General features: G+C 63.8%; 12 protein-coding genes. 11 read left to right on the top strand and 1 reads right to left on the bottom strand.

The window, feature by feature from the left end; genetic code table 11:
* Positions 1-180: 180 nt before the first annotated feature.
* The 9 genes from SJY41_RS09105 (at position 181) to SJY41_RS09065 (ending at position 11,992) form a co-directional block, all read left to right on the top strand.
* Positions 181-2,424, top strand: coding sequence for a TonB-dependent receptor (locus tag SJY41_RS09105; protein ID WP_380781013.1), 2,244 nt, complete (start codon positions 181-183; stop codon positions 2,422-2,424).
* Between the two features lie 196 nt (positions 2,425-2,620).
* Positions 2,621-5,140, top strand: a complete 2,520-nt coding sequence (locus tag SJY41_RS09100; protein ID WP_380781011.1) for a TonB-dependent receptor — start codon at positions 2,621-2,623, stop codon at positions 5,138-5,140.
* Between the two features lie 188 nt (positions 5,141-5,328).
* On the top strand, positions 5,329-6,006 hold the full coding sequence (locus SJY41_RS09095) for a TetR/AcrR family transcriptional regulator (protein WP_380781009.1): 678 nt from the start codon (positions 5,329-5,331) through the stop codon (positions 6,004-6,006).
* A 170-nt stretch (positions 6,007-6,176) separates the two neighbouring features.
* Complete coding sequence (locus SJY41_RS09090; protein ID WP_380781007.1) at positions 6,177-7,160, top strand: MDR family oxidoreductase; 984 nt, start codon at positions 6,177-6,179, stop codon at positions 7,158-7,160.
* Between the two features lie 14 nt (positions 7,161-7,174).
* The gene (locus SJY41_RS09085; RefSeq protein WP_380781005.1) at positions 7,175-8,857 is read left to right on the top strand and encodes a class I adenylate-forming enzyme family protein; all 1,683 of its coding nucleotides are present in this window, start codon (positions 7,175-7,177) and stop codon (positions 8,855-8,857) included.
* A complete protein-coding gene (locus tag SJY41_RS09080) occupies positions 8,854-9,267 on the top strand; it encodes a nuclear transport factor 2 family protein (RefSeq protein ID WP_380781003.1) in 414 nt (137 codons plus the stop codon). The genes SJY41_RS09085 and SJY41_RS09080 overlap by 4 nt, the downstream gene beginning before the upstream one ends.
* A 367-nt stretch (positions 9,268-9,634) precedes the next feature.
* Complete coding sequence (locus SJY41_RS09075) at positions 9,635-10,804, top strand: MaoC family dehydratase N-terminal domain-containing protein (RefSeq protein WP_380781001.1); 1,170 nt, start codon at positions 9,635-9,637, stop codon at positions 10,802-10,804.
* 10 nt (positions 10,805-10,814) lie between these two features.
* A complete protein-coding gene (locus SJY41_RS09070) occupies positions 10,815-11,576 on the top strand; it encodes an SDR family NAD(P)-dependent oxidoreductase (protein WP_380780998.1) in 762 nt (253 codons plus the stop codon).
* A complete protein-coding gene (locus SJY41_RS09065; RefSeq protein WP_380780995.1) occupies positions 11,573-11,992 on the top strand; it encodes a nuclear transport factor 2 family protein in 420 nt (139 codons plus the stop codon). The genes SJY41_RS09070 and SJY41_RS09065 overlap by 4 nt, the downstream gene beginning before the upstream one ends.
* Positions 11,993-12,449: 457 nt before the next feature.
* On the opposite strand, the gene SJY41_RS09060 is transcribed toward SJY41_RS09065, so the two are convergent.
* A complete protein-coding gene (locus SJY41_RS09060; protein ID WP_380780993.1) occupies positions 12,450-12,875 on the bottom strand; it encodes a cupin domain-containing protein in 426 nt (141 codons plus the stop codon).
* A 226-nt stretch (positions 12,876-13,101) separates the two neighbouring features.
* On the opposite strand from SJY41_RS09060, the gene SJY41_RS09055 reads away from it, so the two are divergent.
* Together SJY41_RS09055 and SJY41_RS09050 are read left to right on the top strand one after the other, a co-directional pair.
* Positions 13,102-13,884, top strand: a complete 783-nt coding sequence (locus SJY41_RS09055) for a hypothetical protein (protein ID WP_380780991.1) — start codon at positions 13,102-13,104, stop codon at positions 13,882-13,884.
* A 92-nt stretch (positions 13,885-13,976) separates the two neighbouring features.
* Positions 13,977-14,714, top strand: coding sequence for an SDR family oxidoreductase (locus SJY41_RS09050; protein WP_380780989.1), 738 nt, complete (start codon positions 13,977-13,979; stop codon positions 14,712-14,714).
* Positions 14,715-14,720 lie beyond the last annotated feature (6 nt).

Below are 14,720 nucleotides of genomic sequence, written 5' to 3'. Positions count from 1 at the left end.
CGCTGCCGCGATATCCGATAGGCGGTACGTCCGCCGTGCGGATATCGCGTTACACGACCGCACCGCTGGCGTAATAAACACACCTGTCTACTTCCGCTGTGGGGAGGTGGATCCAAAAAATAAAACGCCGCAGGGAGAGTAGGGGTGAGGGTTTCGGCTGCTCGAAGCATGGCGTCGGTCGTGGGGATTGCCACCATGCTGGTGATGGCTGATGCCGCGCTCGCCCAGACCGCGCCCGCTCAGATACCGGTGCCCGCTGCACCGGCCGCCGAGACTACCGTCGATGGCGAGATCATCGTGACGGCACAGCGTCGTGAAGAACGCTCGCGCGACGTGCCGATTTCGATCACCAGCATCAGCGAGGCACAACTCGCGACCGCCAACATCAACCAGTTGTCCGACGTCGCGCGCGTCACGCCCGCACTGCGCTTCGATAGTTCGGGCAGCTTCTCGCAACCGACCATCCGCGGCGTCGGCACCGCGGTCACCACCTCCGGCGGCGGCCCGAACGTCGGAATCTACGTCGACGGCTTCTACGTCGCCAACCCCGAGGCGACCGCGTTCGACCTGACCAAGACGCGCAGCATCCAGGTGCTTAAAGGTCCGCAGGGTACGTTGTTCGGGCGCAACACGACGGGCGGCGCGATTCTCGTCACCACCGCAGAACCGAGCACCAAGCCGGCCGCCGAATTCAAGGCGACCTATGGCCGGTTCAACGCGCAGACCTATCAGGGCTATGCGACAGTCGGGTTGAGCGACCGGATCGCGGTCGACGTCGAGGGATTGCTGCGCAAGGGCGACGGCTATTTCCGCAACATCGCGAACGACGACGACAAGGTCGGGAAGTATAGGAACTGGTCGGTCCGCACCGGGATCAAGGTCGACGTCAGCGACGCTATCTCGGTGCTGTTGCGCTATACGCATTCGAAGACCGACGATCCCACGCTGCTGCTGACCAACGCGTATGCCGATCCGAACGGCGGATCGGGGTTCTACAGCCGCGTGCCGACCGCGGCATATGGCACCAACGACAGCACGGGTCGCGCGCTCGTCTATGCGTTCGCGCCGCCATCGACCTACACCACGCGGCCCGGCGACGTCATCAACGTCCCCTCGACGCCGACCCGGTTCACTAACAAGACCGATGCGTTCCAGGGCACGATCAAGGCCGACCTGGGGTTCGCGGACCTGACCTCGTACACGCAGGTGCGCAAGGACGACGCGGTCAATCTCCAGGATCTCGATGCGACCGCGATCCCGCTGTTCAACATCAACCTCGGCATCGGCAACCGCACGTTCACGCAAGAATTCCTGTTCACGTCGAAGCCGGGCGGCAAGCTGCAATGGACCGCGGGTCTGTATTATTTCCGCAACCGCGACACTTATTTCGTCAATGCCGCGTTCGGCCCCCCGCCGTACATGCCGTTCGGGGGATCGAGCACGACCACCAGGTCCTATGCAGCCTTCGTCGACGCGACCTATGAACTCTCGCCCAAGCTGTTCCTGACCGGTGGCGTCCGCTACGGCCACGACGTCGTCGGCGACGCGTATTTCCTGATCCCGGTGACGCAACAGCGGTTCGACGTCCCCGACTACAAGACCGACCGCGTCACGCCGCGCGCGGTGCTGCGCTACAAGCCTAGCGACGTGTCGAGCGTCTACGCATCGTTCAGCCGCGGCTACAAGGCGGGCATCCTGAACGTCGGCGGTGCCTCCGCGGTGCCGATCAAGCCGGAGGGGATCGACGCGTTCGAGGTCGGCTACAAATACGACGATCGCCGCCTCTCGTTCGACATCGCCGCCTATTATTACTTCTACAAGAATCTGCAGGTGTCGAGCTTCCAGAGCGGGCTGGCGCTGATCACCAACGCGGCGAGTTCGCGGATTGGCGGAATCGAATCTTCCGTGCGCTACAAGCTCACCGGCGCGTTCGACCTGACGATAGGCGGCGCGTACACCCACGCGCGCTACCGCAACTTCACGCAGGCGCCGTTCTACAGCTATTGCGACCCGACCGGTGCGGTGCCGTCGCTGGCCTGCGGTGCGATCGGGGCAGGCTCGATCGCGCAGACGATCAACGATTCCAGCGGCTACCAGATGCAGCGCGCGCCCGATTTCACCGGCAATGTCGGTGCAACCTATCACACTGCGCTCGCGGGCGGGAAGTTCAGCCTGTCGGGGAATGTCTATTATACGTCGAGTTTCTATTTCGACGCGTCGAAACAGTATAAACAGGAAGGCTACGAAGTCGCAGCGTTGCGTGTGCAATGGGTTGATTCGTCCGATCGCTTTACGCTTGCAGTGTTCGGCGACAACCTAACCGACAAACGATACCGAAACCAGGTCTTGTTTAACACGCTTGGGATCGGTGCCGTGTGGAATTCCCCTCGGACATGGGGTATCTCGCTGGGTGCCAAGTTCTGATTTGAAACTGAAACTGATCCATCAGGTTGTAGCGTAACTTCGGTAAATCGTGATGGCGATATATACGGTTGCTAAAGTCGTAAAACCTTATCGGCCGGGCAAATTCACCATAAGGGTTTCGTAGATTATTCACGCGATCCGTAATGCCATCGCAAGAAGCGATGACGTGCAGGCCGCGCATGGGGAGGATCGTACCGTGAGGACACTTTCGTCGAATGCCTTGATCGGTGTCAGCCTCATCGCGCTGGCCATGCCGGCGTCGGTGATGGCGCAGGCCGATACCGCAGCCGTTCCGGCGACGGCATCGTCTGTCGACCCTGCGGCACCTGTAACGACCGGTGCGACCGCACCGGTGCCACAGGCTGCAGCGCCTGCAGCCGCACAGGCGCTGTCGCCGGACAGCGACATCATCGTTACCGCGCGTCGGCGTGAGGAAAGCATCCAGGACGTTCCGGCGGTGGTCAATGCGGTCACCGCGGCCGAAGTCGCCAAGCTCAACCTCCGCGATTTCCAGGAAGTCTCGACGATCGTCCCGGGTCTCAGCTTGAGCAGCAATTCGAACGGCACCGGCGGCAACGCGCAGCTTCGCGGCGTCAATTTCGACATCAACGCGAGCGGCCAGAATCCGACTGTCGAATTCTACCAGAACGACGCGCCGATTACCGCTGGCGTCGTGCTGCAGCAGCTCTACGACATCGGTCAGATCGAAGTGTTGCGCGGGCCGCAGGGTACGCTGCGCGGCCGCGCCTCGCCGTCGGGCTCGATCACCGTCACGACGCGCAAGCCCGATCTCTACAAGGCGGGCGGCTATACGAACCTGACCGGAAACACGATCGGTACGCTCAACTTCAACGGCGGCCTCGGCGTGCCGATCATCGAGGGTATCGCCGCGATCCGCGTCGCAGGCCTAATCAACGAGGACGAGGGCAATCGCGTAAAGACCGTCAATCCGCGGATCGACGGCCGCGATCCCTATACCCGCACATATAGCGGTCGCGTCAGCGCGCTTGTGACACCGTTCGATGCCTTGCGGCTGGAAGGCAGCTTCCAGCGTCTCGATCGTAGATCGCGGCAGTTCGATCAGGTCGAATCGTTCAACCAGGTCAACCCGGGGGTCGCAGCCAGCCCGATCACGATCCGTGCCGAAGACCGGCTGAGCAGCCAAGAGACGCCGCGCACGATCCACCAGAAGTACGACATCTACAATGGCCGCGCCGAATTGGCCCTCGGTGGTCAGCGGCTGATCTATCAGTTCCAGCATTACACGCAGCTGATCGATTCGAACCTGGGCCAGGACTATGGCAACGTCTTCCCGAATTATGATTACGGGTATTTTTCGGGCACCAATGTGAAGTCGACGTCGCACGAACTGCGCTTGCAGAACGAAGAGCGCGTCTTCGGGGCGTTCGACTACGTCCTCGGCGTGTTCGATAACAAGAACAGCTCGCCGAGCGACCTGTTGATCACGACGCCAGTATTCCTGCCGGCGGCGCTCGGCGGCGGTCTCGCCGCGACCGTGACGACGCCGGTGGGCCGTCGCGGCAAGACGCACGAGCAATCGGTGTTCGGCAATCTGACCGCGCATATCGGGCAGTCGACTGAAGTATCGGGCGGCTTGCGCTACATCGATTACCAAAGTTCAGGAACGCTTATCCAGCCCGGCGTCGTCCTGCCGGATCCTTCGATCAAAGATAACAAGCTGATCTACAGTGCGTCGATAAAGCATAACTTCACGCGTGAATTCATGGTTTACGCGAGCACGGGCAGTTCCTACCGCGCGGCGATCAATGCAATCGGCGATTTCAGCGTGCGGCGATCGGCCCTGGAAAATTCGTTCATTAACCTGCCCCCCGAGACGTCCAAATCCTATGAAGCCGGCTTCAAAACTACGCTAATGGATGGTAAACTTCGTTTCAACGCCAGCGCCTTCCACCAGAAATTCGACAATTTCGTGTTTCGTTCGCCGGGTGTGAATGGTCAGTCGGGCGTCTACTACATCAACTACAATCAGACGACGAACGCTGGCGTGACGACAGTCACGCCGCAGGTGGGTCAGTTTAACTTCGTCGCGGCGGTGCCGGTCACGGTCAACGGCGTCGAGGGCGAACTCGCCTTCGATGTCGGCAGTCGCCTCAAATTGAACCTGATCAGCAGCTACGCGCTGGGCAAGATCAAGAACGGGACGATCCCCTGTAACGATCTCAACGGCGACGGCATTCCCGACGTAACCGTGTCCGCACCGAGCGTGGCCCAGTTGGCCGCGCGCGTAGGTGCAAACAACCTCAGTTCGTGCACGGTCACGCAGCGGTCGTCGTTCCAGCCACCGCTCAGCGCGACGCTTCAGGCGGAATACGGCATGCCGGTCACCGATGGCACCGACGTCTATATCCGCGGTCTCGCCAGCTATTTCGGCAAGTCGCAGAGCGATCCGTCGAACATCTACGACAACGTCAAGCAGTACGCGATGGTCAACCTCTTTGCCGGTATCCGCGATCCGAACGGCAATTGGGAAATCAGCCTGTTCGCCAAGAACCTGTTCGATACGGTACGCGTCCTCAGCCGGACCGACCCTTTGAGCTCGACCTATCAGGTGCTCCAGCCGCCGACGTTCCGTTCGGCCGCCGCGGTTACCACGACCAGCACGTACACGGGGATCACGACCACCCCACCGCGCGAGTTCGGTCTCAATGCGCGTTTCTCGTTCGGATCGCACTGAACAGGAGAACGACGGCGACATGATGCGAACGGCGGAGGATTGGGGAATCGTCCGCCGTTCGCTTTTCCAGGTGGTATTGCGCAGTGCTACTGTCCTAGCTCTAGAAATACGCTACGGCGTTGGACTGGCGAGGAACTTGGCGGCCGGGCATGACTGTAAGGGCCTGGTTCTGCGAGGGGGGAATGCGCATGACGAATGTCCGCACACGTCGCCCTCGGGATCCGGTGGCGACACGCGAAGTGATTCTGGTTGCGGCGCGCGAATTGCTCGCCCGCGACGGCCCCGACGGCATGAGCGTGTCGGCGGTGGCGACGCTGGCGGGGATCAACCGCGGTACTGCGTACCAGCATTTCGAGACGCGCGAACAGCTGGTCGCGGCGACCACGCAGTCGGTGTCGGACCAGCTTTTCCATGCCGCATTCGGCGATCCCGAAACGGTGAAGGATCGCCGTGTCGAGGATGTCGACATCACCGCGTTGACGACGACGCTTGCCGATTTCGCCGTCGACAACCCCGCGCTGTGTCGCATCTGGTTCCTGCAATTGCTGGCATCCGACGAACCGGCGCACGATCCGTTCTGGCGCGAATATGCCGGGTCGCTGCGGCGGTTTACCGAGACTGACAGAGCCGAGCCGGGGATCGACAGCGAAGTGTTCTCGATGATGATGCTGGCGGGCAATTTCCTGTGGCCGGTCTGGACCAAGACGCATGAAAAAACCGAGGCGGAACGCCGCGTGCTCGCGCGAAGGTTTGCCGTCGAAAGTCTGCGGCTGTCGATGCACGGTACGATGCGCGCGGACCGCTTCCCCGAGATCGAGGCGCTAATCCTAAACCATGGCAAAACCGATCACAGTAAGGTCGGGTAGACCACGAAATCGGGTCTTCGGTCGGTATAGCGGGTGGGCGATGATTTCCCGGGCGACGATCATTTCGATGGAATTTCGGCACGGCACTCTGGAGGGTGACGCCACAGTATTTCCATGATGCGGCGGCTCGCGCTTGAGCGCTGTGCCGCCGCCAGAACCGGGGACCAACGATGTTTTCAGCCATCCTGATCGACAAGACCGACGCCGGCCAGACCGTTGCCGTCACGCAGGTCGACGAGGCCAATCTGCCCGAGGGCGATGTGACGATCGACGTTGCCTACTCAACGCTCAACTACAAGGACGGCCTGGCGATCACCGGCAAGGGTCCGGTCGTACGCAAGTTCCCGATGATCCCGGGAATCGATCTGGTCGGCACCGTCCGCGAGTCCGGCCATGCCGACTGGAAGGTTGGGGACACCGTCGTGCTGAACGGTTGGGGCGTCGGCGAGACGCATTGGGGCGGCCTGGGGCAGGTCGCGCGATTGAAGGGCGATTGGCTGGTGCCGCTGCCGTCCGCGTTCACGCCGAAGCAGGCGATGGCGATCGGGACGGCGGGATACACCGCCGCCTTGTGCGTCGAGGCGCTGGTTTCTGCGGGCGTGACGCCGGACAAGGGCGAGGTGCTGGTGACCGGCGCGACCGGCGGCGTGGGCAGCGTCGCGGTGGCGCTGCTGGCCAAGCTCGGCTTCACCGTGGTCGCGGCGACCGGCAAGGCGTCCGAGGGCGATTACCTGAAGACACTTGGCGCGACGTCGATCATCGATCGTGCGGAACTCAGCGCACCGGGCAAGCCGTTCCAGAAGGAGCGCTGGGCAGCGGTGGTGGATTCGGTCGGCAGCAACACGCTCGCCAACGCGGTCGCAGCAACCAAATATGGCGGCGTCGTCGCGGCGTGCGGCCTGGCGCAGGGGGCGGATTTCCCGTCGTCGGTGATGCCGTTCATCCTGCGCGGGGTCAGCCTGCACGGGATCGACAGCGTGATGGCACCGAAGGCCAAGCGCCTGACGGCGTGGAAGCGGCTGGCGAACGATCTCGACCCGGCGCTGCTCGATTCTATCGCCACCGAAGTCGGCCTCGCGGACGCGGTGCAGGCCGCGGCCGACCTGATCGACGGCAAGGTGCGCGGGCGCGTGCTGGTCGACGTCAACCGCTGATCCGAGACGAGATCATGACTGAAACGCTCCCCTCGATCGTCGCCGGACCGCCCCTCGCGGACGAGCTCGGCATCGGCGCGCTGACGCTCGGCGGATGGTTGCGCGACGTCACCGGGCTGTACGGCCCGAACGAGGCACTGGTGTTGCACGAGACCGGGCCGGACGGCGTCGAGGTAGCGATCCGCTGGACGTATGACGATCTTTGGGAGCGCGCGAACGGCGTCGCCCGCGCGCTCGTGGCGTGCGGGGTCGGCAAGGGGACGCGGGTCGGCGTGTTGATGACCAATCGGCCCGAGTTCCTGGCCGCGGTGTTCGGCACGGCATTGGCGGGCGGGGTGGCGGCGACGCTCAGTACGTTCTCAACGCAGGCCGAAGTGGAGCATCTGCTGCAGATCTCGGCGTGTTCGGTGCTGCTGCTCGAACGCACGGTGCTGAAGAAGGATTTCGTCGGGACGATCGCCGCACTCGAACCCGCGATAACGACGGCAACGCCGGGCACGCTGGCGTCGCTGCGGTTTCCGTTCCTGCGCCATATCGTGTCGATTGGTGGCGGTGCCGGCGGCGTGGTCGAGGATTGGGATGCGTTTCTCGCGCGGGGTAAAGACGTGACGCAGGCGCTGGTCGACGCGACGGCTGCGACAATTACCCCGGCCGATCCGGGCGTGCTGTTCTTCTCGTCGGGATCGACGGCCAAGCCGAAGGGCATTCTCAGCGCACACCGTGGCCCGACGTTGCAGCTATGGCGCTGGAAACGCTTTCTCCAGGCCGGGCCGGATGCGCGCGCCTGGTCGGCCAACGGGTTCTTCTGGTCGGGTAATTTCGCGATGGCGATCGGCGGCGCGCTGTCGAGCGGCGGCAGCCTGATCCTGCAGGCGACGTTCCAGCCTGAGGAGGCGCTGACGCTGATGGAGCGCGAGAAGGCCACGATGGCGTTCGCCTGGCCGCACCAATATGCCCAGTTGGAAGGCGCCGGGAACTGGGCCGACGTCGACCTGTCGAGCCTGCATTACGTCAACGTCGCGCTCGCGAAGCACCCGACGATCGACACCGACTGGCAGGAGCCGTGGTCGGCGTACGGTAATACCGAGACCTTCACGATCAGTGCGATCTACGATTCGGGTACGCCCGAGGCGAAGGCGGGCGTGGGGCACGGCTATCCGCTGGCGGGGAACGTGTTCAAGGTCGTCGATCCGCTGACCGGTGTAGTCGTGCCGTTTGGCGAGCGCGGCGAACTGGCAGTCAAGGGCGCGACGATGATGCTTGGCTATGTCGGCGTGCCTCTCGACGAAACGCTGGACGACGAGGGGTTCTTTCACACCGGCGATGGTGGGTATTTCGACGCGGAAGGCCGGCTGCACTGGGAAGGGCGGCTCAACGACATCATCAAGACGGGCGGCGCCAATGTCTCGCCGATCGAGATCGATACCGTGCTGAAGGCGATCCCCGGGGTGAAGGTGACGCAGACCGTGGGCGTGCCGCACGACACGCTGGGCGAGCTCGTCGTGACGTGCATCGTCTCGCATGTCGGCGCGACGCTCGACGAGGAAGGCGTCCGTCGCTTCGCCAAGGAAAGCCTCGCCAGCTACAAGGTGCCGCGCCGTGTGCTGTTCTTCGGCGAGGACGAACTGGAACTGACCGGCAGCGCGAAGATCAAGACGGCGGATCTCAAGGCGCTGGTCGTCAAACGGCTGGCGTGAGCGACGCCGCCGCGCAGGCGCTCGCGGTCGCCAATCTGAAGGCGCGTTACTGCCATGCCGCCGATACCGCGGCCGCGGACGTGGTGGTAGCGCAAGCGATGTTCGCAGACGTTTTCGCCGCGGATTTCGTTGGCGACTATGGGTACGGACTGCTGCACGGCCCCGCCGCGATCACCGACTTCCTGTGCGACGCGATAGCGGGCGGCAGCGTGTGGATGATCCACATGCTCCACTCGCCGCGCATCGAGGTCGACGGCGATCACGCGACCGGCGAATGGGTCGTGACGGCGCAGTCGGAGCGACGTGAAACGGGCGAGATTTCGACCGTGCTCGGGCGCTATTCCGATGTTTTCAGGCTTGGCGACGATGGTTGGCGGATCACCCGGATCGAGTTCACGCGGCCGGCTTGAGGCCGGGAGGATAGTCGGCGTGTGACCGAGAGGATAGTTGTCCCATTCAAACATGAGACCGTCCTTCCCACGCAGGCGGGAACCCATACTGGCAGGCCACTCCACGTGACCGCGACCGTCAAAGCATCTGGGTCCCCGCCTCCGCGGGGATGACGGGGTGGGTTGACGTGTGTCCTCTCCCCGAGCGTTCTCAGTTCCCTCAAATTACGTCCGCAACGCCAACGGAACGCTCCTGCGATGCTCGCGGAACTCTCCCGCGATGCCTGCGGAACGCTCCCGCGATGAGTGGCGCGGTCGCCTTGCCTTTTGCCCTTGCCGCCGGACAACAGGCGCAACGATCGATCCACGGATCCTCCAGGAGCAGGCCATGAGCACCATTCTCGACACGTCCGATATCGACACATATCTGGGCAAGCCGATGCAGCCGGCGCGGATGATCGATCCGTTCGCGAACAACGATATCCGCCGCTGGGTCCAGGCGATGCATTACCCGAACCGGCTGCACTACGATGCGATGTACGGCATGCAGAGCCGCTTCGGACAGTTGATCGCGCCGCAATCCTTCCCTGTGACGATGGACGACGGGCACGGCTCGGCACCGTCGTGCATCGGTCTCATTCCCAATTCGCACATGCTGTTCGGCGGCGACGAATGGTGGTTCTACGGCCCGCGCATCGTCGCCGGCGACCGGGTGTGGAACGAGCGCATCCCGTTCGACTACACCGTCAAGGAGACCAAGTTCGGCGGCCCGACCTGTTTCCAGCGCGGCGACAATTTCTATTATAACCAGCACGGCGACCTGATCGCCAAGCAGCGCTCAACCTCGATCCGCTACAGCCAGTCGGCGGGGCAGGCGAACACCCCGACGGACAATCAGAACGATCCGGTCTGGGGCGACGAGGAACTCGAGGCGCTGGAGACACGCAAGTTCGCCTGGATCCAGATGCTCCACGACCTCGGCCACAGCGCGCGCTATTGGGATACGGTGAACGTAGGCGACGTCCTGCCCGAACGCGTGTTCGGTCCGCATTCGATCGTCAGCTTCACCACCGAATGGCGCAGCTACTCGTTCACGCAATGGGGCAGCATGCACCGTCGTACCGACCTGAACATGGCCGAGTTAGGCTTCACCGGGCCGATGGCGGGGCCCGAGCAGGATCCGACCGAGGAAGCGATCAATCCCGAGAACACCGACGGTGCCTATATCGGCCCGTCGCGCGGCCATCTGTTCCCGCGCTGGGCACGCTTCATCGGCATGCCGCGTGGCTATGGCTATGGCGCGTCGATGGGCGCGTGGATCACTGACTATCTCGCCGGCTGGGCGGGGGAGTGGGGCATGGTGCGGCATAGCGCCTGCAACTACCGCAGCCCGGCGCTGACCGGCGATATCACGATCCAGACCGCGACCGTGACCGACGTCTTCGTCGACGCCGACGGCCGCCACATGGTGCAGATCGAGGCTAAGATGCAGAACCAGACCGGCGCGATTCTGGCGACCGCGAAGGCCGAGGTCGAACTCCCCAAGCGGCCGGCATGAGGAAGCGACGATGATGGGCAAATTCTCGGGCAAGACGGTGCTGGTGACGGGCTCGGCCGGTGGTCTCGGCCGCGCCTATGCCGAGGCTTTCGCGCGCGAGGGCGCGCATCTGGTGCTGGCAGATCTGAAGCTGGACGGGCTCGGGGTGAGCAAGACGCTGGTCGAGCAGGCGGGGAGCACCGCTTCGGTCCACCGTGTCGATCTTGGTGTAGAAGAGGATATCCTCACCTTCGCCGCCGAGGTGCTGGCGCTGCATGACAGTCTCGACGTGCTGATCAACAATGCAGGAATGCACGCGGGCGAGATCCAGCGTGGGTTCTTCGGCCTCGGCATGGCGAAGTGGCAGCAGTTCTTTGCCGTGAATACGCTTGGGCCCGTGTTGCTCGCCGAGGCGCTGCGTCCTGCGCTCGCCAAGGCGAAGGGATTGATCATCAACAAGTCTTCGATGGCGAGCTACACGCCGGCGACCGCCTACGGGATCACGAAGGCGGCACTCAACGTCTTCACGAACGCGATGGCGATGCAGTTCGGCGCGAACGACATACGCTGCGTCGGGATCGCTCCGGGTCTGATGCAGACCGAAGCCGCACGCGGCGGTGTCGCGGACGATACATGGGAGCGGCTGAAGAGCATGCAGTCGGTCAAGCGACAGGGAACCGCCGAGGATATCGCCAACCTCGGCGTGTTCCTGGCGTCGGACGAAGGCAGCTTCGTCAACAACCAGACGATCCTGTGCGACGGCGGCAACCAGATGCGCGGCTTCCGGTTTTGACGGCGCCTATCTTCGCCGACTGGCACGCGATCGCGAATGTAAAGGCGCGCTATTGCCGGCTGCTCGATACGAAGGACTGGACGGGATTCGCCGCGCTGTTCGCCGCAGACGCGGTGATCGACGCGACTGCGTCGGGCGGACCGCGGCTGGACGGGCGCAACGCGGCGGTGGCGTATATCCGATCGTCGCTTGAGCCCGCCGTGACGGTCCATCACGTCCACTCGCCGGAGATCGAGATCGACGGCGACGGCGCGTCGGCGATCTGGGCGATGCAGGATCGACTGACCTGGCCCAACGGGCGCATACTTAACGCTGCGGGGCATTATCACGAGCGTTACGCGCGGATCGATGGCGCGTGGCGGATTTCGGAGTCGCGACTGACGCGGTTGTTCGTGGATATGCAGGTAGCGGAGTAGGGGCGTCTCCGTTGGGTTGGGTCGCGAGCGGGTGGATATGTACGCTGTCGTCTCAACACATCACGCCTGTTGCTTGACTCCTGCGAAAGGCGGGGGCCCAATCTGGGTTCCCGCCTTCGCGGGGAAACGAAACTAGCTGGTGGCAGAGAGATAATCGCCGAGCAACTGCGTTCGGCGGACTGGGCGCACTTGCATCTAACCGACGACAATAGCCTCGAGCGACTGTACGCGTGCGTTAGATACACCTCCCCCGACGTGCATCTCCCCGGCGAAGGCCGGGGCCCAGTTGAGGGACGGCTTTGATGACGGATAGCGCAAAGTTACCGCGACCTTTCCAACTGGGCCCCGGCCTCCGCCGGGGAGAGCTACGCGTTGCGACCTCCGCTTCGGAAGTCCAACTTCGGTCCTCCGCCGGGGAGGTCCTATGGTGTCGGTAATCCAGGTACGGTGATCGATCCTATCCAATTGCGGACGGCGGCAACTCGCTAGCCCAGCGTTCGCGGTTGCCGTTCACCGTGCCAACCGCCTTGGTCCAAAACGCCGGGTTATCGGCGAGCAGCTTGATGTCGAAACTGTTCGAGCCGCGGAACTCCAGCACTTCCACGCCGTCGTCCCCGGGCACGTAATGATACGGCACCCCGGCGCCGACGAAGAAGCCGTCGCCCTTCGCAAGCGTCTCGGTGCCGACGCGAAGAGAACCGGCGACGATATAATAGAGGCAATCGACGTCGTGGGTGTGCCGGGGCAGGGGGAAGCCACTCTTGAACCAAGCGTGCGTGAGGCTGAGGCCGGGCATCTCGAACAGTAGCTTGACCGTCGTGCCCTCCAGCATTCCGGCGTCGATCGCGGCGACCGCGCCGGTCATCTCGATCTCAGTTGGCATGCCCTGCGACATGATGCCGCTTTCCTCGAAATCGCGAGCGTCGGCAGCGCGGAAGAGCGCGAAGCGCGGCTTGGCGGCGGAGGGGGTGGCGGCGGCGATCGGAGGTCTCCCGGATGGATGGCGTCAGACTGTGCCACGCCATCCGGCCGGTCAAATCGCACTGGCGATATGGCTTTGACGCGGGGTCGCCTAGACCATGCGGAACGCGCAAAGCGAAGGACCGGGGATGAGCCTGTACACGACGATCCACCTTCACAACGTGCCCGCGGGACGTGAGGAAGAGTATGCCGCATGGTTCGACGGTCCACACCGCGATGCGCTGCAACGGCTGCGCGGGTTCGTGGCGGCCGATCGGTACGAGGTGACGCCAGAACAGGTCATGCCCGACATTCCGCAGCCGTGGCGGTTCATCAGCGTCTATGATTTCGACTATCCGACGCCGGCGATCGACCTGCCGGCGCTCGCGCCGCTGCTCGCCGAGGCGCGCGATGCGGGGCTGATCGACGACGCCGACGAGAGCGAACGCATCCACAGCTACGCGATGTACTCGGACTGGGTCTCGAGCCCGAACCACCAACCCGACCAGCCGTTGTCGGGCGTCAGCATCATCCTCGCCAATTTCGTCGCGGGTCGCGAGGCGGAGTATCAGCAATGGTACACCGACGTGCACGGCCCGGAAGTGACGCGTGTGCCCGGCAAGGTGGCGATGAAGCGCGGCCGCCTGTCGGCGATCCAGGTCGAGCCAGTCCGCTATTGCCCCGGCAGCGACCTCGTCCTGTGTGCGCTCCAGACCGACGACCTGCTGTTCACCGTGAAGGATTTCAGCGCGCGCGCCCGCGGCGCTTCGCCCAGTGGCATCGCGATGGCGCCGCGTTCCTCCGCTGGCTCGTTCGCGCGGACGGTGCATTACTTCCTCAAGGTCAGCGGTAGCACGTTCTGGCCCGGCGGGGTCGCCTACGACGGCGATCTGGCAGTCTATCCGGCCGACTTCGTGCGGCCTGCGGGCTGAGCGTGCCAACCATCGCGCGCACGATACGGTCGGCCCTTGCCGCATGCGGCGCGCGCGGGGCACTTAACGTCAAAGCATGAGGGAGCGGATACGTGCCAAAGACGATCGTGATCACGGGGGCGGGCGCTGGTCTCGGCCGCGCTCTGGCCCGGCGTTTCGCTGCCGATGGCGAGACCGTCATCCTGCTCGGCCGCACGCTGTCGAAGGTGCAGGCGGTGGCAGACGAGATCGGTGCGCCGCACGTCGCGATCCAGTGCGACGTGGCGGACCCGGACGCGGTGCGCAGCGTCTTTGCTACGATCGCTGAAAGCCATCCTAAGATCGACGTGCTGATCAACAACGCCGGCGTCTATGAGCCGTTCACGCTGGCCGATGCGCGCGACGACCAGATCCTCAACCAGATCGCGATCAATCTCGCAGGCCCCGTGTTCTGCGCGCGCGCCGCGCTGCCGTTGCTGCGCGGTGGCGGGCATATCATCAACGTCACGAGCGAATCGGTCGCGCTGCAGATGCCCATGCTGTGGATGTACGCGGGCGCCAAGACCGGGCTCGAACTCGTCTCGCACATGTGGGGTCGCGAGCTCGAGGCGGAGGGCGTTCGCGTCACCGTCGTTCGCGCCGGGATGATGATGGACGAGACCAAGACCGGCAGCGGCTGGCCGATGGAGGTCGCGGTCAAGTTCGCGCAGGAGAACGCCAAGATCGGCATCAACCTGCGCGAGCGGCCGATCTCACACTACAATTCGGTGACCGACGCGTTTCGCGCGGTGCTCGACATGCCCGTCGACCTTCACGTCGGGCTCGTCACGTTGAGCGGCAGCCGACGCTGATCTCAC

It is taken from the genome of Sphingomonas sp. R86520, from assembly GCF_042466285.1.
GTDB lineage: Bacteria > Pseudomonadota > Alphaproteobacteria > Sphingomonadales > Sphingomonadaceae > Sphingomonas.
This window is presented reverse-complemented; position numbering and strand designations above follow the sequence as displayed.